Here is a 25,660-nt window from a genome sequence, read left to right on the forward strand (position 1 = left end):
TGCACATTGACTTTATTACACTTATGAAGAATTTTTTTATAAAAAAGAAGTTTCAACTACACTAAAATATATTTTTCACACTTATTATAAACTTCGTCGTCCCCTTGTACTGACATAAGTGTTCCTTCTTCCATATACTCTTCTGAATCAACCTTTGATCCTCTATGCAAATATGCCACTATTGCCTGATCAGTATATGGAATAAGCACCTTAAATTTTTTAAGAGTATATGGAAGTTCTTTACAGGTTTCTTTTAGAAGTTCCTCCAAATTTATACCCTCTTTAGCTGATATTTCAATTGACTTCAAATTTTTATATTTTCCTTTTATTTTCAAAATATTTTCTTGTGAGGCTTTATCAATTTTATTTAACACCAATATCGTTGGCTTATCAATTGCATTTAATTCTCTTAGAACCCCATCTACAGCCTCTATTTGTTGCACTGCATTTTCAGATGATGCATCTACCACGTGCAGCAACAAATCTGAATATACCACTTCTTCAAGCGTTGATTTAAAGGCCTCCACTAAGTCATGGGGAAGTTTCCTTATAAAACCTACTGTATCGGTTACTGCTGCCACTCTATTATCAGGCAATAGTAGCGCTCTTGTTGTTACGTCTAGAGTTGCGAAAAGCATATCTGCTTCAAACACTTTTTCTTTTTGCGCAACACTTTTTAGTGCTGCTACATCGCATAATGCGTTTCTAAGTGTTGATTTTCCAGAATTAGTGTACCCAACTAAAGATACTTTTGAAATGCTATCGCGACTTCTCTTTTCTCTTTGCACATTTCTAGTATTTCTTATTTTTTCGAGTTCTTTATTTAATTCATAAATATCTTCTCTTATTCGCCTTTTATCTATCTCTAATTTTTTCTCTCCAGGGCCTCTTGTACCAATTCCCGCACCTGTTCTTGAAAGCATAGTTCCAAGTCCTGTTAAACGTGGTAATCTATATTTTAATTGTGCAAGTTCAACTTGAATTCTTGCTTCCCTAGTTCTTGCTCTTCGTGCAAAAATTTCTAGTATTAGCGTAGTTCTGTCTATAACTTTACATCCCAGTACTTCCTCCAAATTTCTAACTTGAGAGCCTGATAATTCATCATCAAAAATAACTATATTCGCTCTTATTGCTTGTCTAAGACCCGCTACTTCTTCTGCTTTACCTCTACCTATATATAAAGCTGAATCTATTTTATGTCTATTCTGAAGTACTGCATCTATAGTTTCTACATTGCATGCTCTTGCAAGTTCTGCAAGTTCTACTAAATCATCTTCACTTTCTATTCCTACTAAAATAGCTCGTTCTGCATCATCCTCAACAATTTCACTTGTTTTAATTAATTTTTCAATATATTTAATTTTGTCTAAGATATCATATTCCATTACTTCATTTATGTTTATTGGTCCTATTTCTTCTTCTATTAAAATGCGATTTTCTATTCCACAAAAACCTATGTTATACTTTAAATTCTCTTTTTCTCCTATCCCAATAGCTACAATGCAATCTAACTTTAATTTTGTTAAAGCTGACATATCTAGCGCAGATAATCTAGAATTACCATTTGGGTGAGTATGTACTACTTTAACCCCAGATAATCGACCTTCTTTTATATCGATTATAGGCAATTCCACTGTACTACTATCACCAATTGCTATACTAATTATTTTACCTTTTCTATCAATTGCAGCACTAACTTCTCTATCCAAATCTTTTGTTACCTCAACTAGTATGTCTACCAATTCTTCAGATAAAATGCAATCTTTGGAAACTCTTATATCGCAAGCATTTTCTAATTTATTTAAAATTGAATTTTTAACTCCACCAATATTTCCATATATCAACGTAAATCACTCCATTCTAATAATATTTAACAAGTATCCTTATACTTATACTTGACAACTTTCATATAATTTTATACCATTAGAGCATTATTGTAAATATATATAGAGGGTGGGATTAACATTGGATGATAAAAAAAGAAATATTCTTATAACTAAAGACCAAATTGATGAAAGAATAAAGCAACTTGGTACTGAGATTTCGAAAGATTATGCTGGAAAAAAATTATATGTTCTTTCATTATTAAGGGGTAGCTTTATATATACTGCGGACCTTGTGCGTCAAATTACTGTGCCTACAAAAATAGGATTTATGACAACTTCAAGCTACGGTGATGGTGAAGAGTCTTGCGGATCAATTAACGTTATAAATGATATTCCTGACAATATTGAAGGTTTTGATGTATTAATAGTAGATGATATTGTTGATACTGGAATAACTATGGATTTCGTTGTGGCTCACGTTAGGTCTTTAGGTGCCAATAGCGTTAAATCTTGCGTTCTTTTAGATAAACCACTTAGAAGAAAAATTGATATAGCACCTGATTATTGTTGTTTTGAAATTCCAGATCTTTTTGTAGTTGGGTATGGATTGAATTACGGAGATTACTATAGAAATATACCATACGTATTCAATTGGGAAGATTAGTTATCTTCTATATCAGATAAGTCCATATTAACGACATTTCAGAATGAAAGTCGTTAATATTGCAGCTCCGCAGGAGATGATTTAATATCTCACTTTTGGAATATTCCTTAAATACATATTGCTAGTTTATAAAAATAAAGTACGTTATTAATAATAGCGTACTTATTTTTTATATTTTTGTTAATCACTACCACTATTACCTAGTTTAAAACCTGTACCATTTAAATCTAATTGAACTGCAGTATTAGGTGTTTTTCCCACTATAATAGTTTCAGCAATTGGTACTTCATTACCTACTTCGATATCATTACTTTTTAAAGGAGCGATTACTTTAACGGTAGTTTTTACTTTAACATAAATTTTATGTCTTGTTTGATTTACACCTGCACTTTCAAACTCAGAAGAATATTTAGTTTCTACATAGCCTATAGGCTGCATTTTTATGGTTACTTTTGGGCCATAATAAGATAAAATACTATTTCTTGTTATATAACCTATTGGAATTTTCATACCAACCTCCCCCAATTTCATAAGTTCCTTTTGGGATTCTAAAGCAACATCACATGCTATTTTATTCATTTTTAGAGTATCCGCTTTTAGCATTACAATATTCCCCTGCGAATCTTTATCGACTCTTATAACCTGGTCGTAGTTAAATTGCTTGGAATATTCATTAATAATTGATCTATTAACAATATCTGTAGCTTTTGCTCTCATTTCTGCATCCGCCACCGCCATTACAGTTGGCATTATGGATTTATCAAAAATGTATATGAATATTGTAAAATTTATCATTATTATGGCTATAATTATTAATATTCTAACTTTAATTTTATTTTTGATATTTATTACCTCCATCTAAGGTTATATGTTATTATATGTAACTCTTTTACGGTAAAGAATTTAAATACCCAACTCAAACTCAATATTTTATATTAAGCCACCTTCAAATAAATAACCTGATTATATGGTATAATATTAAAAGCTAGTTATAGTTAAACAAGATGAATTTTAGGAGGCGGGAAGCTACTTAATAAGTGTTTTCTGCTCCTGAGAAATGCAAGGAGGATACTTAATGGAAAAAGAAGAAACTAATAAAAAAAAGAAAAAAGGAACTGAGAAACATGTTTTTAGAACCCTTGTTTTTACTTTTCTAATTATAGCCTTAATAAGCAGTGTAGCTATTGGAGGAGCAATTCTAGCTATGATTAAGACAGCTCCTGCCTTAGATATTAATGAATTTTTAAAATTGGATGAGATTACAATATTATTAGACGATTCTGGAAAGGCTATGGATGAATATGTTATTTCGCAAAGAAGAATTAATGTACCTATTAATAAAGTTCCGGTCATCCTTCAGGATTCATTTATAAGTATTGAAGATGTTAGATTTGAAACACACCCAGGTGTTGACTTAAAAAGACTTGGTGGTGCTATTTTTAATGATATAAAGATAAAAATAGCTGGTGGTGGTCAAAGTCTCCAGGGCGCTTCAACTATAACTCAACAATTAGTTAAATATAGAGTATTTTTAGAAGATTCTATGGAAAACAGAACTTCTATAAAGAGAAAAGTTCAAGAAATGTCTTTATCCTTACAAATAGAGAAAGTTTTGACCAAGTCTCAAATTTTAGAGACTTATATGAACACTATTTTTCTAGGAGGAAATGCTCACGGTGTAGAAGCAGCCTCTCAGCAATATTTTAACAAATCTATTCAAGATTTGTCCTTAAAACAATGCGCTTTTATTGCTAGCGCTGCACAAAATCCTAGTGTTTCATATAATTTGGCATCTAAATCAAATAAAAACAAAGAATCTTTTGATTCAAATAGAACAAAAGCCGTTCTTGATAATATGTACAATAGTGGCAAAATCAGCAAAGACCAATTTGATTCAGCTATGGCTGAAGATTTACAATTTAGTTTTTCACAAAAAGATGCAAACAAAATGAACTATGAGTACTTCTCAAGACCTGTAATACTACAGGTTGCTGAGGATTTAATGAAACAAAATAATATTAGTAAAAAAGAAGCATATTCAATGCTTATGTACGATGGTGTAAAAATTTATACAACCATGAATAGAGATATGCAAAATGCATCACAGAAACTAATTGATGATCCTATGAAATCAACGCAAGCAGACCTTCAAGCCGCCTGTGTTATCACAGATTATCATACAGGTGAAGTTAAAACTATTATAGGTGGACGTGGTGACCAAGTTCCTATGTCTTATAACCGAGGTGCGTCAGATGACTACTTAAAAGCTCCTGGATCAAGCATTAAACCTTTAACAGTATATGGTCCAGCTATTGATTCAAAAATAGCTACAGCTTCTACTATTATTGAAGATTCACCTATACCTGAAGACATTGGCAAGAAATATTCTGCTCCAGGTACCCCTCCTTATAATCCTAGAAATTCCCCGATTGGATATAAGGGCTATTTACCTCTTAGAGATTGCTTAAAATATTCTGTTAATGTGGCTGCTGTAAAACTTGTAGATATGATTAGTCTTAAGACTAGTGTTTCTTATGGCGAAAAGTTTGGGTTGCAGTTAGATGACCAAGATAAGAATAGTATATCTGCTATGGCACTTGGACAATTAGATGGTGGTACTTATAAGGGCACTAATCCTCTCACTATGTCAGCGGCATATGGTGTTTTTGGTAACAATGGGCTACGTACAACTCCCAGATTATACACTAAAGTAGTCGATAGATCTGGTAAAGTATTGCTTGAAACAAAACTTGAAACAACACCTGTTTTATCTCCTCAAAGTGCATACATTATGTATGATTTATTAAAAGGACCTGTAGGTCCCGGTGGTACTGGAACAAATGCTGTTTTTGGCGACATGCCGGTCAGAGGTAAAACTGGTACTTCTTCTGATTCAAAGAATTTGTGGTTTGTTGGTTTAACTCCATATTACTCTACAGCTGTTTGGATTGGAACCGATAAGGGAGATGAACTTAAAAATATTGGAAGTAATGATGCTGCTTCACTGTGGGGCAAAATTATGAAAAAAGCCCATACGTCTCTTCCAGTGAAAAACTTAGAAATGCCTTCTGGTATATCCCCCTATTCCGTATCAAAAGATTCAGGCGATATACCTACTGATTTAACTTATGCAGACCCAAGGGGCAATAGAGTTTACTCCGAATTATTTATTGATGGAACTCAACCTACAAGCCTTGATAGCATACATGTTTTGGCTAAGGTTATCAAAAACCCAAGTGGTAAATATGTTCTTGCATCAGAATTTACGCCACCTGGCAAAATTGAAACAAAAGTTTTTATAAAGAGAAATTATGCACCTACTGTGTTTTTAGAGGACTCTGCTTTTGTATTGCCAACAGAAGTTGACACCTTTTCAAATAATAGTATAATTCCCCCTGTCATTACTCCTCCAACTGGTACTCCTAAAACTAAAGGTAAATATTTTACTAAGCCTTAACACATAAATAAAAAACTACTATCAAATATAAAATGGATCCTATATGATAGACACTAAAAAAGTCTATTCATATGGGATTTTTTTTTGTACAATTAAATTAGAAAGGTTGTGAGCATTATGAGTAAAAAAGTATTTACTAATGAACAAATTTTAGCGCTCTCAAAAAACAGATATATTAAACGAGTTAGTGAAAAAGGAATTACATATACAGATGAGTTCAAATCCTTATTTGTAGCTGAGCATATAATGGGGAAATTATCGTCTCAGATTTTTCAAGATGCAGGGTTCGATATAGAAACACTTGGTAATACTAGAATCAAGTCTTCTAGTAAGAGGTGGCGCAAGGCTTATAAGGAATCTGGCGAATTAGGCCTTAGAGATACTAGAAAATTCAGCAGTGGACGCCCACTTAAACGTGAATTAACCCTAGAAGAAATAATCACAAGAAAAGATGCTGAGATTGAATACTGGAAGGCAGAAGCAGAACTATTAAAAAAAATCGAGCTGCAAGAAAGGCAGGTGAAAAACGGTAGTTTAAGGATCTCTTCAATTTTTGCACTTATTCAGAACATTCTCTCTAAATCTAAATATAAAAATATGATTAGACATCTATGTGGTGTAATTGGAGTATCAAGATCAGGTTATTATAATTACCTAAAATCAGAATCTACACGTAATATTCGAGAACAAAGAGATTTACAATTAAGGAAAATAGTTCTTAAGGCATTTGAACATAGGGGTTACAAGAAGGGTTCACGTTCTATTAAGATGGTACTCGAGCAAGAGTTCAATTTAATTATTAATAGAAAATGTATTCAAAGAATTATGCGTAAATATAATATCAAATGTCCAATTAGGAAAGCAAATCCTTATCGTAGGATGATGAAAGCAACTCGAGAACATACTGTTGTACCAAATCTTTTAAATAGAAAATTCAAACAGGACATAGCTGGAAAGGTTTTGTTAACGGATATCACTTATATGCCATATGGAGCTTCTTGTATGGCTTATTTATCAACAATTAAAGATGCTTCTACAAACGAAATACTTTCATACCACCTGTCTAAGCGCATTACATTAGATATTGCAACGGAAACGATTGAAAGATTAATTAGACGTCATAAGAAATTATTGACTTCAGAATCGTTTATACATTCTGATCAAGGGGCTCATTATACCAGTCCCAAATTTCAAAAACTACTTAAAAAATATAAACTTGGACAGTCAATGTCTAGAAGAGGAAACTGTTGGGACAATGCCCCACAAGAATCATTTTTTGGTCATATGAAGGATGAGATTGACTATAAAAGTTGTGATACATTTACTGATTTACAGAATCTAATTGATAATTATATGGATTATTATAACAACTATAGATATCAATGGGGATTAAAAAAGTTGACTCCTGTACAATACAGAAATCAACTTTTAGTTGCATAGTCTTTTTTAAATGTCCTTGACATAGGATCCATTTTAATATTTGATAGTAGTTTTTTATTACCCTTTAGTTTTAGGATTGAATAATAACGCCATAATATATCCAAAAAAAATTGCAGCAGTAATACCGCCCGCAGTCCCCTTTATACCTCCTGTAAATGCTCCTATGATACCAACTTCATCTACTTCCTTCATTACACTTTTAGCTAAACTAGACCCAAACCCAGGCAGAGGTATACTTCCACCTGCTTTTCCATATTCTATCACTACATCATATATATTTAATGCACCTAATATTACACCAGCAGTTACAAATAAAACTAGTATTCTAGCTGGAGTTAATTTAGTAGTGTCCATAAGTATTTGACCTATTACACAAATTATCCCTCCAACTATAAAAGACATAATGTAATTATTCATTTATTCACCCCCAAACTCTATTGAAACGGCATGAGCGATTCCTGGTATTGTTTCTCCTTGAAGCGGTGAAGTTGAACTTAAAAGTGCACCTGTAGAAACTAGCAATATTCTTTTAAATTTTCCCTTTAACATATTTTTGAGTAAGTACCCTGTTGCAACCACTGCAGAACATCCACAACCACTACCACCTGCATTAGTTCCTTGTGTCTGTGCATCGAAAATATCCTCACCACAGTCAATATAATGACCTTTCATATCATACTTATATTCCAGCAGTAATTTTTCTGTAAATTCTCTTCCTATGATGCCCAAGTCTCCAGTAGCTATAATATCATAATCCGAAGGCTTTCGACCTGTATCCATAAAATGTTGTTTAATAGTGTCTACAGCTGCTGGCGCCATTGCAACTCCCATATTGTTTACATCATTTATTCCATAATCTTTGACCTTTCCAGTTGTAACATGAGTAACATATGGAAATTTACCTTTTTTACCCAAAACCATTGCTCCTGCACCTGTAACAGTCCATTGCGCTGTTGGAGCTCTCTGACTTCCCATTTCGAGTGGCAATCTAAATTGCCTTTCAGCTGATGAGAAATGTGATGAAGTAGCTGCTACAACATGATTAGCCAGCCCGCCCTCCATTATCATTGAAGCCACGCTTAAAGACTCTGCCATAGTTGAGCAAGCTCCGTAAAGTCCTAGGAATGGTATATTCAAATCTCTAGCTGCAAAACATGAAGAGGATAACTGATTTAATAAATCACCTGCTAGTAGATAATCTATATCAACTTCTTTTAGTTTTGCTTTTTTTATACTCTCTGATACAGCAGTATATAATAAACTAGTTTCAGCTTTTTCAAAGCTTTCAGTTCCATTAAGATCATCTTCTAAAATTTGGTCAAAATACTCTTTTAATGGTCCCTGTCCTTCCTTAGGCCCAACTATATTATATGTGCTAATAATTCTAGGTTTACTTTCGATTTCTACTGTTTGAAGACCGATTCTTCTACCCATTTTAAATCACCACCTTAAAAAATAATATAAAATTCCTACAATTACAGATGAACCTATTCCATATACTAAAACGGGCCCTGCAATAGTAAACATTTTAGCTGCAACACCAAAAACAAAACCCTCTTTTTTAAATTCCATTGCTGGTGAAACGATTGAATTTGCAAACCCTGTAATTGGTACAACAGAACCTGCTCCTGCAAAATCACCTAGCTTATCATATACTCCTATGCCAGTAAACACAGCTCCAAAAAAAACCATAACTATAGAAACATATGTCCCTAGCTCATCTTTAGGAATACCAATTCCAGAAAAAATGTCACTGATAAATTGTCCTATTACACATATTAATCCTCCAACCCAAAAAGCATTAAAACAATGCAATCCTAAATTAGGCTTAGGGATGTTATTAGAATTAAGTTTATCAAATTTTTTTCTTATAGTTTTTTCTTCCACTTTCATGAAATGTCCTCCTTGTAGCTTTTAATAGTGACTACTAATCATTTATTATATTGTATTATGCAAATATAATATGCTAATTCTTTATGTTAGTATTTGCATTAATATTATTTTTAGTCAAAAAAATAAGACGAATTTATAGATAAGGAACTTCAAAATTAAAAATTGAAGTTCCTTATCTATATTTCATCTTATACACTCACTTTTATTAGATCAACTTTTCCTTCATTATTTTTAAAACTTTTTTTTCTATTCTCGATACCTGTACCTGGCTAATTCCCATCATTTTCGCAACTTGAATTTGTGTATTATCTTTAAAATACCTGAGCATAATTATTTGCCTTGATTTTGCATCAAGTTTTTTAAGTGCTTCTTTAAGGGAAATTTTATCTAAAACCTGATTATCTTCTTCGTATTTTTCACTTAATTTATCTATTAATAGTACTGGGGCACCATCATCTTGGTGTATTGTATCAAATAAATACAGCATATTGCTAGCAGATTCTAATGCATATACTATATCCTCTTTTTCAATTTTGGAAAAAACCGATAGTTCATCAATAGTAGGATCTCTACCCAATTTTTTGGTTAGAGTATCTTTATCATAATGTAATTGTCTTGCAGTAATCTTAACGCTTCTACTTACTTTTATAATTCCATCATCTCTAAGAAATCTTTTGATTTCTCCAATTATCATAGGTACGGCATATGTAGAAAATTTCACATTATACTTAGTATCAAAATTATTAATTGCTTTTACTAAGCCAATACATCCAATTTGAAATATATCATCGTACTCATATCCCCTATTAAGAAATTTTTTACTTATTGATGAAACTAATGGTAAATTCATTTCCACCAGCGTATCTAGTGCACCCGGTTCTTTATTTCTAGCCAATTGAATAAGTTGCATATTATCTTCATAAGTATAGTCTTCTTTTCTTACTATTTTTTGATCCATAATATTCCACCTAACTTAAAGGATTAAATATTTTTTTCATTATTATACTTGTTCCCCTACCTTTATCAGACTTTACTTCTAAGCTGTCCATAAAAGTCTCCATTACAGTAAAACCCATACCTGACCTCTCTAAATCTGGTCGGGAAGTGTATAATGGTTGCCTAGCGAGCTCTAAATTGTCAATACCTTTTCCTACATCTTCTATTATTACTGTTAGTTCAGTTCCATTAATAAAAGCTTCTATAGTAATCATTTCCTCCTCATTATCATATCCATGAATAATTGCATTAGTAACTGCTTCAGATACCGCTGTTTTAACGTCGGTAATTTCATCGATTGTAGGATCTAATTGTGAAGCGAATGCTGCTACTGCTACTCTTGCAAAACTTTCATTCTGCGATTTACTTAAAAATTCAACTTTAATTCTATTGTGACACATACTAATCCCCCCACTAAATGTTGTTTACAGCTTGTTCAACATCATCATATGACATAATAATCTTAAACATTCCTGACAATTCGAATACTCTTTTTACTGAAGATTTAATATTAGTTACACATACTTTCCCATTTTTCATATGTAACTTTTTGTATCTTCCAATGACCACTCCAATACCGGAGCTGTCCATGAACGTCACATCTTTGAAATCCATAATTAATTTGTTGTAGCTATCTCGTTCTAAACGATCATCTATAATGTTCCTTACTTCTTCAGCACTGTGATGGTCTAGTTCTCCAAACATGTAAACTATCAATTTATCCTCGCTATTTTCAAAATTCAAATGCATTTTCTTCCCTCCAAATCATTTTAAATTAAAACATTTTTTCAGTATTGTGTAAATAATATACCTTTATTCTATATTCTATAACTTACATGATTTTCCTTCTTTTTTATGTAATATTCTTTCATTTTTTTATATTATACCCATTTTCACTAGCTACTACACTAAAATATGAAAATAAAAAGAAGCAGGATGTCTAAATATAAAGTCGCCTGCCTCTTTTTATCTTTAGTGATTATTACATGCTTTACTAAAACTTACAGTTAAATCTTTTTTCCCATTCCACAATAAGTGAAGGTCTAAAGTCTGGATGAGCAATATTTATGAGCGCTCTTGCTCTGGCTCTTAATGTTTTGCCTTTTAGCTCCGCAATACCATATTCAGTAATTACGTATTCTATTTCGTTTCTCAAAGTTGTAACCGCTGCTCCTTCATCAAGCAAAGGCGTAATTCTTGAAATCTTTCCTTTGCTTGCTGTAGAAGGCATTGCAATGATAGATTTACCGTCCTTTGCCATACTTGCACCTCTAATAAAGTCAACCTGTCCACCAGTCCCACTAAACTGAGTTAATCCTATAGTCTCTGCATTTACCTGCCCCATAAGATCTACTTGAATAGCAGAATTTATACAGACCATTTTACTATTTTTTGCAATTATAACCGGATCATTTACATAATCTACAGAATACATTTCAACCATTGGATTATTATCAACAAAGTCATAAAGTCTTTTAGTTCCCATAAGGAAAGTTACTACTATTTTCCCTGGATGAAGTGTCTTAGCGTTATTTGTTATAACTCCTGTTTCAACAAGTTCAACTACTCCGTCTGAAATCATTTCCGAATGTATACCTAAGTCCTTTTTATCCTTTAAAAACAAAAGTACTGCATCTGGAATAGCTCCTATTCCAAGTTGAAGTGTGGAACCATCCTGAACTAAAGAAGCACAATACTCTCCAATAGCTTTCTCAATATCTCCAATTTTAGGAGGATTAAGCTCTATTATTTCATGACTTACTTCTACAATATAATCAATATCAGAAATATGTATAAAAGAGTCTCCCATAGTTCTTGGCATTTTATTATTTACTTCTGCAATTACCATTTTTGCACATTCTGTTGCAGTCTTTGTATAATCAACAGATACACCAAAACTACAATAACCATGCTCATCTGGTGCTGAAACTTGAACAATTGCCACATCTACTGGTAGATAACCCTTTTTAAATAGCTCAGGTATTTTAGAAAAAAAACAAGGTGTAAAATCTGCTCTTCCGCAAGCAATAGCTTCCCTAGTGGCACTACCTGCAAATAAAGCATTGTGCTTGAAATGATTTTCCATTCCAGTTTTAGTATACCCAGCTTTTCCCATAGGTACCATGTGTATAATTTCAACATTTTCATAAGCCTTACTGTTAGCTACCATTGCAGCTATAATCTCTGTTGGCTCCGCACAAGCATGTCCTGTAACTACGCTGTTTCCAGACTTTATTTTTCCTGCCGCTTGCTGCGCCGTAATCACCTTTGATTTATAAATTTCTTCTAAGTTCATACCAATCACTCTCCTAAATTATAAAATCTTTGTTTTGACTATATATTAAATAATTTAATATCATAGTTTCAGTCACTAAGAAAACGTTGTCAGTAATAAGTTTATATCAACACATTTGTTAGTATTCCAATGAATTATTGTGATTTTTTTCACAAATGTTAGAAAACAAATTTACAGAAATTTATAGACTCCTGCATAATATATATCTCAATATTTATTTGTTCTTTCTGCAAATTAGAACTTATTCATTTTTATATCGATTCTAATTTGCTTTTCTCGCCAATTCTTTCCACTTATTATTCTTTTAGTATACTCTAATTATCTTAACTTGTATACCTAAAATAATTTCTACAATTATATTTGTAACCATATTTTCTAAGTATTAATTAAAACATGAAAACAAATACAAGCAGGACAATTAAATACAAACTCACCCTGCTTCTATTCACTAATTTATAGTAAAAATCTTTGGTATCATCAATAAGAGTTATTTAGAGTATAACTGTAATAACTTCATCTACAGGCTTTCTACGAGGGCTTTTATTTTCATCTTCTAAAGGTAATCCAATAGGAGTTAATGCCATTAATGAATACCCTTCTTTTTTAAAATTAAGCACATCTCCAATTTCTTTTGCAGCATAATTTGGACCTGTCATCCAGCATGTGCCATAGCCAAGACTAGCTGCAGCAAGTAATAAGTTTTCCATTGCTGCAGATGCTCCCTGTATTCCTGGTGCAGTATTAAAAAGTTCTTGTATAACATCTGCGCTTTCATTAATAGCCTTAAATTCTTCAAATCCTGTTGGTTTATAATTTCCGGCATATACTAGAATTAAGCAAGGAGCATTCCTAAATGCAATATGGTATTTTAAAGATTTAGTGAAAATTGCCTTAATATTTTCATCTATAATTTTAGCTGCTATTTCTGAATTTTTATCTTCCACGACTTTTACAATTTCATTTATCTTTTCTTTATTCCTAATTATTACAAAGTGCCAATTCTGAACATTTTTACCCGATGGAGCGTGAATAGCAGCTTTAATAATCTCCTCTAAATCAATCATAGGAATAACTTCGTCTTTAAATTTTCGTATACTGTATCTTTTATAAATAAAATCTAAATTTGACATACGATACCTCCTAATTTTATATTATATGATATATAAGGAGGGAGGTTTGACCCTCTCTCCTTATATTTTAATACAAAATCTTATAAATATCTCTAATTTCCTCTCTACTTAAAGGTACATAATTATTATTTAAAAGTCTTTCTTGTCCTACAACAACGCTATCTGCAAAACCTTCAATTTCTTCTACCTTCATACCATAGTCTTTCAGCGGTTTTCTAACTAGTAATTTATCAAGTACTCCGGCAAGTGCTTCAAATACATCTTCTCCTACATTTACATTTAAAATATCTGCAAGTATTTTTTTAATATCTTTAACTTTACCATTTGGTTTTTTCTTGTTATAAGTTCTAAATACTTCAACAAACATCTGGTAGTTTGCTTCTCCATGAGGCACATGGTATGTTCCACCAAGCGGATATGAAAGTGCATGAACAGCACCAACTCCTGTGTTTCCAAAAGCAATACCAGCATAATTACTAGCTATAACAAAGTCTTCGATTATTTCTTTTCTATATTCTTCACCTTTTTCAATTATCTGAACGTATCCTTTTAAAATTAATTCCATTGCTTTAACACTAAATAATTCCGTGTACGTGTTAGATTTTGGAGATACATAAGACTCAATTGCATGAATTAAAGCATCTATTGAACTAGCAACAAAAAATCTGTATGGTAGTCCTTTAACTAATTCTGGGATAAGAACTGCATGATCAGCTAATAATTCATCTGTAGCAAGACCCATTTTTGTATGTTCAGATTTAATTTCAGCTATAGATAAATTTGTAACTTCTGAGCCTGTCCCAGCAGTTGTAGGAACTATTATAAGCTCTTTATCCTTTATAAGTGGAACTTTTTTTTCAAATAAATCTAAGGCTGTATTTTCGCCCTTTATTACAAGAAGTTTTGCTATGTCTATAACACTACCGCCACCTATAGCAAAAATTCTTTTAAAAGTCTTTCCCTTAATAGTAGCTAATATCGCATCAATTATCTCATCTGAAGGTTCTCCAATTCCATATTTTTCTAGAAAAACTATTTCAGACTTAAGTTTTAGGCTTCCGAAAAAAGGATTATATATAAATTCATTTGATAATACAAAATCTCCATCACCTATATTAAAGGTTTCTGCAAATTCATTTGCAGTATCAAACTTATGAATTTGTGACTTAATTGAAAATAATTTCATTATTTTACCTCCGATTTTATTAATTATTTTAATTAGGATAATAGGTTTCAACTTAAATCATTGAAACCTATTAATTCTATATTATTCAGCCCAGATTTCCTCTGCAGTTGGAACCTTAGCATCCTTATTGAAATATCCTATTCTTGATATATTTATTAAATGGTAATACGTAAAGTTTTCAGATATCGAATTGTTTCCCCATGATCCACACCCAAGAGTTGTAGTTGGATTGAAGCCATTATTGAAACTTCCGCCTGCTCCTGTAGATGATGGTTGATTAACAACTAATCTACTTATTGGTAATGCTGTCCCCGCGAATTCTATATGAGCATCGTCATTTGAATGAATAGCTGCAGTATGTCCTGCGCCCTCATATAAAAGATTAGTATTAGCTATTTCCACGCCTTCTTCAAACGTATTATAAGTTAATGTTATCATAATTGGGAACATTTTTTCCTTACAAAGTACATCTAATGTTCCTGCTCCTTTAGCCTTTAATATAACTACTTTTGTAGCGGAAGGAACTACAACTCCTGCTAAATCAGCAATAACTTGAACTGATTGGCCAACGAGTTTACCGTTTATTGATCCATTTATAAACATAATACTTCTGAATTTCTCAATTGTTGCTTCATCTTCAATGTAGTATGCGCCATTATTAACAAATGCCTGCATTATTTCAGCATGTTTTTCAATTGGCGCAATAATAGATTGTTCTCCAGAACAAATGATACCATTATCAAATTTTCTTCCAGCGATAATATCCTTAGCTGCTTTATCATAATCATAATCTCTATCAATAATAACCTGAACATTTCCTGCTCCAACTCCAAAAGCTGGTTTTCCGCTTGAATAAGCAGCCCTTACCATTCCCATTCCACCAGTAGCTACCACTACATCAACAGCTGCCATTAATTCTCCTGTTAATTCAACAGATGGTTCTTCTATTATTTGAATCAAGTTTTCTGGTGCTCCGAGTTTCCTTAATTCATCATTCATTAATTTAACAGCATGTGCTGAGCAATTTTTAGATCTTGGATGTGGTGCAACAATAATTGCATTTCTTCCTTTTAATGCAAACATAGCATTACACATAGGTGTAACTATTGGATTTGTTGTTGGAGTAATAGCTCCTATAATTCCCTTTGGCTTAGCCACTAGTAATATTCCGTCTTTTCCTTCTTCTGTTCCAATGATATCTACAGATTTTTTACCTTTTAAGCTGTTCCATATAGTTCTTGATTTACCCATGTTCTTAGCTACCTTATCTTCATAAACTCCCATTCTTGTTTCAGTTACTGCTTCTTTTGCAAGTACCTCTGCATTATCAAATATAACTTTACCAATAACTCTAACTAAAGCATCCACCTGTTCTTGATTGTAGTTTGCAATACCCGCTTGAGCTTTCTTTGCCTTAGCTATCATTTCATTTATACATGTCTTGTTATCCATTTTTATTTTCCTCCTATTGTTTTATATATTTTTTGTATTAATTTACTACTAGGTTATCATTATTATTATCATTAAAGCAAATACATTCTATAAATCTTTTTTCATTGTGCCTGTTTCCGTAAATCTTATATGCCATAATAGTGCATCACATAATAGATGAGGAGTATGTTTTCCACTACACGATTGTGCTTTTTCAAGGTATTCTAAAAGTTGTAGTCTATAGTCAGGATGAGCACAATTATTAATAATTGCAAGCGCTCTTTCCTTTGGACTCTTTCCTCTTAAATCTGCGGTGCCTTGTTCTGTAACAATTACCATCACATTATGCTCTGTATGGTCCACATGAGAAACTATTGGAACTATTGAAGATATATCACCTTTTTTAGCTATAGATTCTGTTGTAAATATAGTTAGTGAAGCATTCCCAGCAAAATCACCAGAGCCTCCTATTCCATTCATCATTTTTGTACCCATAACATGAGTTGAATTAACATTACCATAAACATCAACCTCTAAAGCTGTATTCATAGCGATAACTCCAAGTCTTCGAATCACTTCTGGATTATTACTTATTTCTTGAGGTCTCAATATGATTTTATCTTTCAAACTGTCTAAGTCTCTTCTAAAAGCTTCCATTCCAGCCGGTGAAGGGCTTAATGCAGTAGCAGAAACCATTTTTGCTTTACCACATCTTATAAGATCAAGCATAGAATCCTGTATTACTTCTGTATAGCAAGTAAGATTTTTTAAGTTAGTTTCACAAAGTCCTGCAAGTACTGCATTCGCTACACTACCAACTCCTGATTGAAGTGGTAATAAATTTTCAGGTAGTCTCCCTTCTTTAACTTCATTTTCAAGAAAATCAATTAGATTTTTTGAAATTGCCTTAGAAGTTTCATCTATAGCTCCGAGAGGCCTTGTTTTATCAGACGTATTTGTCATAACAACCGCAGCAATTTTTTCAAGTTCACAAGGTATATAAGTTGTTCCAATCCTATCTCCCGGATGTGTTATTGGAATTGGTTTCCTAAATGGAGGATTTTCCAAAGTATAAATATCGGCAATACCTTCTAATGATAATGGCTGATTCTCATTAACCTCAATTATAACCATATCTGCATTTGCAACAAAAGTAGCTGCATTTCCAACTGCTGTTGTTGGTATTATATTTCCATCTTCCGTAATTGCTAAAGCTTCTATGATTGCAATATTAACCTTAGGCAAGAATCCATAATTTACAAATTGAGGCATACAGCTTAAATTCATATCAATATACTCAGTAAGTCCTTTATTAATGTTGTTTCTTAAATCACTATTAGTCTGATAAGGCATTCTTTTTGATATTATACCCGCCTTAGTCCAAGCTCCATCGATTTCTGCACCAACAGAAGCACCTGTATATAATGTGAGTTTCATTTTTTCACTAGTGCTTTGCACTCTTTGCGCAAGAGCTAAAGGAACATCTTTCGGGTAACCTGATGGAGTAAAGCCACTTACTCCAACCACCATTCCATTTTTTATGAGACTAGCTGCTTCTTCAGCCGAAACTACTTTTTTCATGATTTCATGATTTCTTATTCTTTCACTTAGCAAGACTCCACCTCCAAATTTGAAATAAATGTAGAACATTTATTTCAAATTATTTATTTGGTAACTACCTGAGCCACCTGAGTCATCTCAGAAGCTCTCTTAGATTTAAAGGCAATATATGAACTTACAATAATAAATCCAATTCCTATAACTATATTTGCCTTAAGCTCTTCTCCAAGTATCATTACAGCAAGCATGGTTGCTAAAGCAGGCTTTATTAAAAATACTAAGGACGCTGTAACTGCTGATGTTAATCTTATTGCTCCAAGGTAACATACATATCCAAGTGCCTTTATAAAAAGACCCATGTAAATAAGTACTAAAATTGCACTCCCATCAATTCCTTTAAAAATAGGTCTTCCTGTAGCTAAAAGTATTATTAGTACAAAGAATGCTCCAATATAGAATGCTATACAGTTAAATACATAACCACCGTATTTATGTATTCTAATTTTGCTGATTACTGTAAATAGTGACCAAGATATAGCTGCACCTAATGCAAGTGTTACTCCCAATAAATCTGACGATCCACCATTCATTCCTGCTGCTATCTTGGCCGGATTGAAAATTATAATAACACCTATAATACCTACCAAAAGAGATATTAATGTTGCCTTATTAACCTTTTCTTTTAAAAGTAAATAAGCGAAGGGTACTGTAAAAATTGCATTTGAACTAAATATAACTGCTGAAGTTGAAGCTAGGGTATATTTACCTGCAAATGATAGAAGAGCCATTGATATAGGTATACATAATGCACCATTTAATGCAAAGTATCCAAAATCATTTACACCAAGCTTTAGATTTTTAGCTTTGATATCCTTTACTGCTAGTGGTGTTAATAATATAGCACCGATCATGAATATTAGAAATGTAATTTGAAATGAATCCAGTCCATTTTTAACTAGCATTTTATTTGCAATTTCCTGTGTACTATATAGTAGCGCTGTTAGAATTATATACACATACCCTTTATTCATTTATTTTCTCCCCCTATAATTTTAGAATTTGGCTTGAACTTTTTTTTCTCAAGTATAAGTGTGGATCCATCATCAACTAAAGAGGCACAATTCTCTCCAATAGCTTTCTCAATATCTCCGATTTTAGGAGGTTGAAGTTCTATTATTTGATGACTTACTTCTACAATATAATCGTTTTCAGAAACATCTATTAAAGAGTATCCCATAGTTCTTGGCATTTTATTATTTACTTCAGCAATTAATTTTTCTTTATATAGCTCCTTAAATTCAAAAGTTACCTTCTTATAGTATTTTTTCTTTATTTAATATTTTTTTTGCTAAATCCCACATTTCATCACTAATGGGGTCAGCTATTATTACTTTTTTAATGTCTGGTATCCTTTTCAAAGATGCATCTATAACATTTTCAATAGTATCCTTTGCTGATGGGCAATTTGCACAACTGCCTAGTAGCCTAACCTCTATTGTACCATCTTCAATTTTTATAAGCTCTATATTTCCTTTATGCTCTGCTAAATAAGGTCTTATCTCTTTATCTAATACTTCTTCAACCTTTTCTTTATTTACCAAATTCTCACTCTCCCTTGGAAAACACCTTTCTTTTTAGTTGTTTCCCCTACCAACTATATTAATAGTTACATTTTTTATATGGATTATTCTTTTATCTTTGCTATTTTTTTTGCCATAATCTTTTTGGAAGGTAAGTTCCCCTGTCTCGCTATCATTATTCTCTGAGCTTGTGGCGATCCTGCACCGTGCATTGATTCTGTTCTATAACCTACGGCTGCAGTTCCAAGTGTTATATTTTCAATTAACCTTAATATTCTCATTCTGTTTTCAGTTGATACACTTGCTACACCCTTTAGATATTTATCTATATAATGACCAATCTCAGGGCTCTTAAAATCTTTTTCTGAAGGCATTGTAACCATAACTCCTCCAGCTATATCTTCTGCAAGTCTTGCTATTTCATAAGGAAACCTTGTTATATTTTGTTTACATACATTAGCAAGTAATAGGTCAACCATATAGTTTCCTGATTCTGTCTTCCACCCCTGTGATGAACAGGCTATACCACAGCAGTAAAGTGTCTCATTTAAGTGGGTCATTTCTATTAATTTATCCTTTATATGTGTTGCTTTATTTGCTCCATTGTAGTCAGCTGCAACTGCACATGCTCCAATTAGTACATCACCAACACCAACTTTACATCCACCATAGCTTTGTCTGTGATAGCCTGCAAATCTTTCCACAAGCATTCCAGCAAAATCTGTTTCTCCATTTAAAAATAATCTGTCATTTGGTACGAATACATCTTCAAATATTGTCAAAGTTTCATGTCCACCAAATTGGCTATTACCAGTATCTATATCTGAACCTTCTTCTGATTTTCTTGTATCACAAGATTGTCTTCCATAAATATGAATTAGCCCTTTTGCATCTGTTGGGATTGCAAAAGCGATAGCCCAATCTTTATCTTGTGGTGTCATAGCTATAGTAGGCATAACCACCATTTCTTGAGAATTTAACATTCCTGTTTGATGAGCTTTTGCACCTCTAACTACTACTCCGTCAGGTCTTCTCTCAACTACTCTTAAATATAAGTCAGGATCAGCCTGTTTACTTGGTGAGAGTCCTCTATCTCCTTTTGGATCCGTCATGGCACCATCTACAGTCAAATCGTTTTCTTGAACATAAGTTAAGAACTTCTTGAAATTTTCATGGTAACTTGTCCCATAAGCTTTATCTAGTTCAAAAGTTGTACTGAAAGTTGCATTAAATGCATCCATTCCCACACATCTTTGAAAACAGGATGCAGTTTTTTGCCCAAGTAGCCTCTGCATCTTAACCTTTTTAATTAAATCCTCACTACTTTGGTGCAAATGTGTAAATCTATTTACCTTTTCACCAGTTAAATTTGAAGTTGCAAGCATTAGATCTTCATATTCTGGAAGCTGAGCTAATTCGTAAGTCATTGCAACAGAATTTATTGATGGGCGTATCATTGGATTATCCACCCAATTAGTTACCTTTTCACCAAACATCCATATATTTAGGTTTAAATTTCTAAGACTTTCTAAGTATTGTTCCTTATTCATAAGTGCCATATAAATCATTCCTTTCTTATATATATAATTTTATTTTTATTCTTATTTATTATATAAGCAATTAAGATGCCAACTTCATTATGAAAATAAACATGATAAAAATATTTTTAATGTGCTTTAAAATTGGTCATACCAGTGATTATTTTATCAATAAAAAAATAATGATTAATCTCTGTTGCAAAAACTCAACAAATATTAATCACTACTATTGAAAATGTGTCTGTCGCTGGTTGTCTATCCTCGCTTTGATTGTTAAATAAATAACTATGCATAAATGCAACATGTTGCATTTATGCATCACTGTTTAGATTTACTGATTTTAACCATATACCTTTTTCGTTTTCTTACAAAAGTTGAAGCATCTATGCCCAATTCTTTTGCCGCCCCCCTCACATTAGCATGCTTTTCAAAGGCCTTATTCATCATTTGCAATTCAATTCTCTCTATTACGTCTTTTAACTGCATACTTTCAGTAGCTATATCTATCCGATCCCCTTCCAAATTCCCTATAATACTTCTTGGTAAATCACTCTTTATTATTCTATCACCCGTACTCATAACTACAACTCTTTCAACTATATTCTTAAGTTGGCGTACATTACCCGGCCATGTATATTCATAAAGATAATCCAGGGTTTCTGAACTAAAAGATTTATTTAAATTATATTTCAAGTTTAATTCGTCTAAGAAATGTTTAGTGAGCGGCATAATGTCCTCTTTTCTTTCTCTAAGTGGTGGGATATATATAGGTACTACATTTAGACGATAATATAAATCCTCTCTAAATAACTTGTTTTTTACCATATTTACAATGTCCCTATTAGTTGCGGCTATTACCCTAACATCTATTTTTATAGGTTTTATTCCACCTACTTTTTCTATCTCTCTCTCTTGGAGCACTTGCAAAAGTTTTACTTGCATATCTAAAGGTAGTTCTCCAACTTCATCCAAAAATATTGTTCCTCCAGAAGCTAACTCAAATAGTCCAATTTTGCCTTCCTTGTTAGCTCCTGTAAATGCGCCACGCGCATACCCAAAAAGCTGAGATTCGATAAGATTTGGGGGTATTGCACCACAATTTACTTTAATGAAAGATTTATTATACCTAATACTATTTTTATGTATAAACTTTGCAATTTCTTCTTTACCTACACCTGTTTCCCCAAGTAACAGTGCAGTAGTATCTACCTTTGCAATTCTTTTAGCTATGCTTATAGTCTCCAACATGTTATTATCCTCAGCTATTAAATTTGATACACCAATAAGCTGCATTCTCATTTCTTCTATTTCTGTAAAGTATTTTTTGTTTAATTCTTTATTTTTTTGAAGCTGTTCCTCCAGCTCATACAATTGGGTTATTTCACGTATATTTGTAACCACTAGTATAATTTCTCTATTTTCATTAAAAACTGGTGTGCTAGTAACCATAATCTTCTTTCCTGTACTAAATTCCTGCTGTATGTTATTTGTCGTACCACTTTTCAAAACCATAAGTGTCCCTGATTGTGATATGAATCCTTCTTTTACAATGTCTATCATGTTTCTGCCTATCATTTCCTCTCTATTAAGACCTGTAATTTTTTCGTAAGATTTATTAATTCTCAGTGTATTTCCCTCACCATCAGTTATATAAATGCCGTCATAAGATGATTCAATTACAGCTTCCAGTTCCTGGTTAGTCATGGTATTTTTCTTCAGTTCAATTATTTCTTTATTTATTTTATTAACAAGATTTGAAGTTATATCTGTCCGTGTTAGCATACCAATTAGTTTACCTTTATTATTAATAACAGGAAGCCTACCAACTTTATGTCTCCAAGCACTCACAATATTCTCATCCTCATTAATTGTGAGCACATTTTTCTTAGGTAATTCCATAATACATTTTGCTAACGGGTCATTATTCATATAAGATTTCATAAAATCTGTCTTAGTAATAAGATTGTATATGGATCCATCATCATCTAATATAGGTACACTATCAATTTTGTATTTTATACACAGTTCTAGTGCTTCACCAAGAGTATTCGTTTTCTTCAAAGAAATTATTTGCCGTGTCATAATATCCTTAACCTTCATTTGTATACCTCCAATCAATAAATTTGCTCTTATTACATCACCAAATTAATAACATAGCGTTATAAAAGCTTTTAATATCTGGCATTTTCTTCTCCACTATAAAATAAAATTTAAAATTCATAGAATTACTTACTTATATCATTCCCTTTATATTAAGAGAACACCACCTAACTAATTCACACATTATTAAACTGCCGTCCCAAGGAGAATCATAGAAATTCATGTACCCAATTTTCACAACTCTATCTACTCCCAAAGTCGTTACTCTATCTGCAAAATCTAAAGTCTTCTTACTATTCTTTGAAGCTATCCCAATGGTTTGTATGTTTTTAGTAATTAAAGGGCATACCTCCAGTATATCATCCACCTCTTTTATAAATATAGTTCGTCCTGTAATGGCCTCCTCAAGCTTTAATTCACTATCAATTAATATTGTATATTGAAGTCCCTTAGCTATGTAAGCTAGCTTATTGAGGCTTAATAGATATTCGCCTCTTTTATTAATTATTTTAGCAGCTATAGCCTCCTCTAAATCTAATTTAGTATATCTTTTAGTAATCTTCTCGAATTTTCGACTTAACATTTGGGCTATTTCTTCTACAGGTAGTTTACTTTTCTCTAAAAACAATACCTGAGGTGAAGAACATGATTTTTGATTAAATGCAATTATATCTGTAACCAGATTTTCTAAGTATTCTTCAAAGTCATCACTTTCGATAGCTGATCTATCAAAAACTGCAAAAGAATACTTAGGTCCAAAAATTAAATCCTTACAAGTAGTTTTTTTAGGTAAAAGAGAAATAGTATCTACTGCTATTTTATTACCCCAAACTATTCGTGCATCTGCCTTTAAAGACATCTGAGAATTAAGATACTTATCTTCACTATTAAAATAAATAAGGGCAATATTTTTCAATATAACCTTAGAAGAGTAAGTATTCCCCTCATACTCAACCTCAATCTCGTCCAAAAGTTTTAATAATTCATACACCGTGCTAACACTTTCTTTAGACACTCTTAGAATATTACCATTTTTGCATATTATACTCTGAAGCACTGAATAAATACCTAGGGTAGGCACATTCCCAGCCATCCAATGACACACTAAACCCTTTGGCTGTGCTTTGATGTATTTTTCATCCCCTACTTGCACAAAATTATTTAGGTATTCAATATTTCCTAAGTTAAGCTTTAACTGTTTTCCCATATTTATTTTCTTTAAATAAAAGCATAAGAATGGAACACCTTCCATTCTTAATATTTCTCTGTTTATTGCAATCCTCTTGCTATATTCATTTATAATAAGCATTATAACTTGCACCGGAAATTCATGAAGTTTATTGAAATTCTTATTTAAGCAAGTTTCTATTTCATGAAAGTCTTCAAATTTTAGCTCCTTCTCATAAAATTCTCCATTTAGCTCGTAACAATTTATCATTTCCCTACCTCCCTTTCTGCAAAGGTATCTCCACAGCCTCTAATTTCAGCCTTCTCTACTCGTGACTTAAATCTAAAATACTTACCTCGCCTACCACAAGGGCAATCATCTATGCCTATAAATTCTCCAATATCCTCAGTTAAAATAGCCTGTGATGGATAGCTAGATCCTAGAACACTCATAACCTCTATAATCCCTTCTTCACCAAATTTCACCTCTTCTAAAGTCTGTGTATTCCTTATAATAACCTCTGCAAAATTTGGTACATGTTTATGTCCATACTTACAATCAATAAAAACTACTCCTGACTGTTCCACCATTCCATAAAAATCTATAATGTTATCTGTACTTGTGTTAAATATCCGCGCAGCAGTCTCTGAAAACACTTCCTTTTCTACCTTTTCAGAAATAAGTTTTTTCCACCCCCCGCTATGTAACAGCTTTAACTTTGGCATGTCTAATTTTATTCCTTCCTGCTTTAATACTTTTAAAAATTTCGACCACAATATATAAGTAAATCCATAAACTAAAATTTCCTCATCTTTATATTTTTTTTCAAAGTCGCGAAGTCTATCTATATTTAATTTAAGTTCCTCTTTTTCTTTATCCATAATATAAAACATCTTACTAGCAAAAGTGCTTACCCCTCTAATAGCAGCACCACGTGCAGTCATACTATCTCCTCTTTTATTGCAGTCTTCATTATCTACAATAAGCATTGGTCTTCTCATTCTTCCTAGAAAACTTGTTAACGTACTTATTAACCCTTGCGTTTGTCTTGTTGAAGTCTTTTTATCTAAATATATTTTACTAGGAATTCCTGTGGTGGTAGCACTAGATTGTAACACCCTTATCACTTGCTCCACCTTACATATTCTGAGCTGAAAAGATTTAAACATATTTACAGGTATATATGGAACCTGTTCTAATGTTTTAATTTTATTGATGTCTACATTTAATTTATCATACATAGCTTTTATATTTAAATTTTTCGTGTTGCGGTTTATTTGAGATAATATAATCTTTAAAAGTAACTTTTCCTTCTTCACTTGCTCTATATTAAACTGCTCTCCAAGCACTAGTTCATCTATTAAATCTAAATCCTCCATTTATTTCACCCTCTTA

At 32.3% G+C, this 25,660-nt stretch carries 22 protein-coding genes and 1 pseudogene; 3 read left to right on the top strand and 20 right to left on the bottom strand.

Features of this window, described 5'->3' with window-relative positions; genetic code table 11:
- Nucleotides 1–56 precede the first annotated feature (56 nt).
- Nucleotides 57–1,844 carry a GTPase HflX gene (hflX, locus tag ACWJJ7_RS03805; protein ID WP_462964013.1) on the bottom strand — a complete coding sequence of 596 codons (1,788 nt, stop codon included), beginning with the start codon at nt 1,842–1,844 and terminating at the stop codon, nt 57–59.
- Nucleotides 1,845–1,965: 121 nt separating this feature from the next.
- Here hflX and hpt point away from each other — a divergent pair, with 121 nt between their 5' ends.
- The gene (gene hpt, locus ACWJJ7_RS03810; RefSeq protein WP_462964014.1) at nt 1,966–2,490 is read left to right on the top strand and encodes a hypoxanthine phosphoribosyltransferase; all 525 of its coding nucleotides are present in this window, start codon (nt 1,966–1,968) and stop codon (nt 2,488–2,490) included.
- Nucleotides 2,491–2,670: 180 nt separating this feature from the next.
- Here hpt and yunB read toward each other — a convergent pair whose 3' ends face one another.
- Nucleotides 2,671–3,348, bottom strand: a complete 678-nt coding sequence (yunB, locus tag ACWJJ7_RS03815) for a sporulation protein YunB (protein ID WP_462964015.1) — start codon at nt 3,346–3,348, stop codon at nt 2,671–2,673.
- A gap of 217 nt (nt 3,349–3,565) precedes the next feature.
- Here yunB and ACWJJ7_RS03820 point away from each other — a divergent pair, with 217 nt between their 5' ends.
- Entirely contained in the window at nt 3,566–5,947 is a 2,382-nt protein-coding gene (locus ACWJJ7_RS03820) for a transglycosylase domain-containing protein (RefSeq protein ID WP_462964016.1), read from the top strand.
- Nucleotides 5,948–6,064: 117 nt separating this feature from the next.
- Nucleotides 6,065–7,387: an IS3 family transposase gene (locus tag ACWJJ7_RS03825; RefSeq protein ID WP_462961899.1), complete on the top strand. Its 1,323-nt coding sequence runs from the start codon at nt 6,065–6,067 to the stop codon at nt 7,385–7,387.
- A 57-nt stretch (nt 7,388–7,444) separates the two neighbouring features.
- Here the strand turns inward: ACWJJ7_RS03825 and spoVAE are convergent, their stop codons facing one another.
- The 18 genes and pseudogenes from spoVAE to ACWJJ7_RS03915 all read right to left on the bottom strand — a co-directional run bounded on the left by spoVAE (nt 7,445) and on the right by ACWJJ7_RS03915 (nt 25,644).
- Nucleotides 7,445–7,804, bottom strand: coding sequence for a stage V sporulation protein AE (gene spoVAE / locus ACWJJ7_RS03830; protein WP_462964017.1), 360 nt, complete (start codon nt 7,802–7,804; stop codon nt 7,445–7,447).
- Nucleotides 7,805–8,821: a stage V sporulation protein AD gene (gene spoVAD / locus ACWJJ7_RS03835; RefSeq protein WP_462964018.1), complete on the bottom strand. Its 1,017-nt coding sequence runs from the start codon at nt 8,819–8,821 to the stop codon at nt 7,805–7,807. It abuts the gene before it with no gap.
- Between the two features lie 6 nt (nt 8,822–8,827).
- Nucleotides 8,828–9,280 (bottom strand): stage V sporulation protein AC, encoded by a 453-nt coding sequence (gene spoVAC, locus ACWJJ7_RS03840; protein ID WP_462964019.1) that lies wholly within the window; start codon nt 9,278–9,280, stop codon nt 8,828–8,830.
- A 205-nt stretch (nt 9,281–9,485) separates the two neighbouring features.
- Complete coding sequence (gene sigF, locus ACWJJ7_RS03845; protein WP_462964020.1) at nt 9,486–10,238, bottom strand: RNA polymerase sporulation sigma factor SigF; 753 nt, start codon at nt 10,236–10,238, stop codon at nt 9,486–9,488.
- A 10-nt stretch (nt 10,239–10,248) separates the two neighbouring features.
- The gene (spoIIAB, locus tag ACWJJ7_RS03850) at nt 10,249–10,677 is read right to left on the bottom strand and encodes an anti-sigma F factor (protein WP_462964021.1); all 429 of its coding nucleotides are present in this window, start codon (nt 10,675–10,677) and stop codon (nt 10,249–10,251) included.
- 13 nt (nt 10,678–10,690) lie between these two features.
- Nucleotides 10,691–11,026, bottom strand: a complete 336-nt coding sequence (gene spoIIAA / locus ACWJJ7_RS03855; RefSeq protein WP_165413394.1) for an anti-sigma F factor antagonist — start codon at nt 11,024–11,026, stop codon at nt 10,691–10,693.
- A gap of 244 nt (nt 11,027–11,270) precedes the next feature.
- On the bottom strand, nt 11,271–12,572 hold the full coding sequence (locus ACWJJ7_RS03860) for an acetyl-CoA hydrolase/transferase family protein (RefSeq protein ID WP_462964022.1): 1,302 nt from the start codon (nt 12,570–12,572) through the stop codon (nt 11,271–11,273).
- 491 nt (nt 12,573–13,063) lie between these two features.
- Entirely contained in the window at nt 13,064–13,702 is a 639-nt protein-coding gene (locus ACWJJ7_RS03865; RefSeq protein WP_462964023.1) for a nitroreductase family protein, read from the bottom strand.
- A gap of 67 nt (nt 13,703–13,769) precedes the next feature.
- Nucleotides 13,770–14,888, bottom strand: coding sequence for a 4-hydroxybutyrate dehydrogenase (locus ACWJJ7_RS03870; RefSeq protein WP_462964024.1), 1,119 nt, complete (start codon nt 14,886–14,888; stop codon nt 13,770–13,772).
- A gap of 81 nt (nt 14,889–14,969) precedes the next feature.
- On the bottom strand, nt 14,970–16,340 hold the full coding sequence (locus ACWJJ7_RS03875) for an aldehyde dehydrogenase family protein (RefSeq protein WP_462964025.1): 1,371 nt from the start codon (nt 16,338–16,340) through the stop codon (nt 14,970–14,972).
- An 87-nt stretch (nt 16,341–16,427) separates the two neighbouring features.
- Nucleotides 16,428–17,900, bottom strand: a complete 1,473-nt coding sequence (locus ACWJJ7_RS03880; protein WP_462964936.1) for an acetyl-CoA hydrolase/transferase family protein — start codon at nt 17,898–17,900, stop codon at nt 16,428–16,430.
- Nucleotides 17,901–17,983: 83 nt separating this feature from the next.
- On the bottom strand, nt 17,984–18,910 hold the full coding sequence (locus ACWJJ7_RS03885) for a DMT family transporter (protein ID WP_462964026.1): 927 nt from the start codon (nt 18,908–18,910) through the stop codon (nt 17,984–17,986).
- Between the two features lie 50 nt (nt 18,911–18,960).
- Nucleotides 18,961–19,152, bottom strand: a pseudogene (locus ACWJJ7_RS03890) (4-hydroxybutyrate CoA-transferase); the annotation flags it as partial.
- Nucleotides 19,153–19,192: 40 nt separating this feature from the next.
- Entirely contained in the window at nt 19,193–19,480 is a 288-nt protein-coding gene (locus tag ACWJJ7_RS03895) for a NifU family protein (protein ID WP_462964027.1), read from the bottom strand.
- Nucleotides 19,481–19,563: 83 nt separating this feature from the next.
- Nucleotides 19,564–21,018, bottom strand: coding sequence for a 4-hydroxyphenylacetate 3-hydroxylase family protein (locus ACWJJ7_RS03900; protein ID WP_462964028.1), 1,455 nt, complete (start codon nt 21,016–21,018; stop codon nt 19,564–19,566).
- 297 nt (nt 21,019–21,315) lie between these two features.
- On the bottom strand, nt 21,316–23,097 hold the full coding sequence (locus ACWJJ7_RS03905; RefSeq protein WP_462964029.1) for a sigma 54-interacting transcriptional regulator: 1,782 nt from the start codon (nt 23,095–23,097) through the stop codon (nt 21,316–21,318).
- A gap of 133 nt (nt 23,098–23,230) precedes the next feature.
- Nucleotides 23,231–24,535, bottom strand: a complete 1,305-nt coding sequence (locus tag ACWJJ7_RS03910) for an acyl-CoA reductase (protein ID WP_462964030.1) — start codon at nt 24,533–24,535, stop codon at nt 23,231–23,233.
- Complete coding sequence (locus ACWJJ7_RS03915) at nt 24,532–25,644, bottom strand: LuxE/PaaK family acyltransferase (protein ID WP_462964031.1); 1,113 nt, start codon at nt 25,642–25,644, stop codon at nt 24,532–24,534. The genes ACWJJ7_RS03910 and ACWJJ7_RS03915 overlap by 4 nt, the downstream gene beginning before the upstream one ends.
- Nucleotides 25,645–25,660: the final 16 nt, after the last annotated feature.

This window comes from Clostridium sp. CM042, assembly GCF_055080995.1.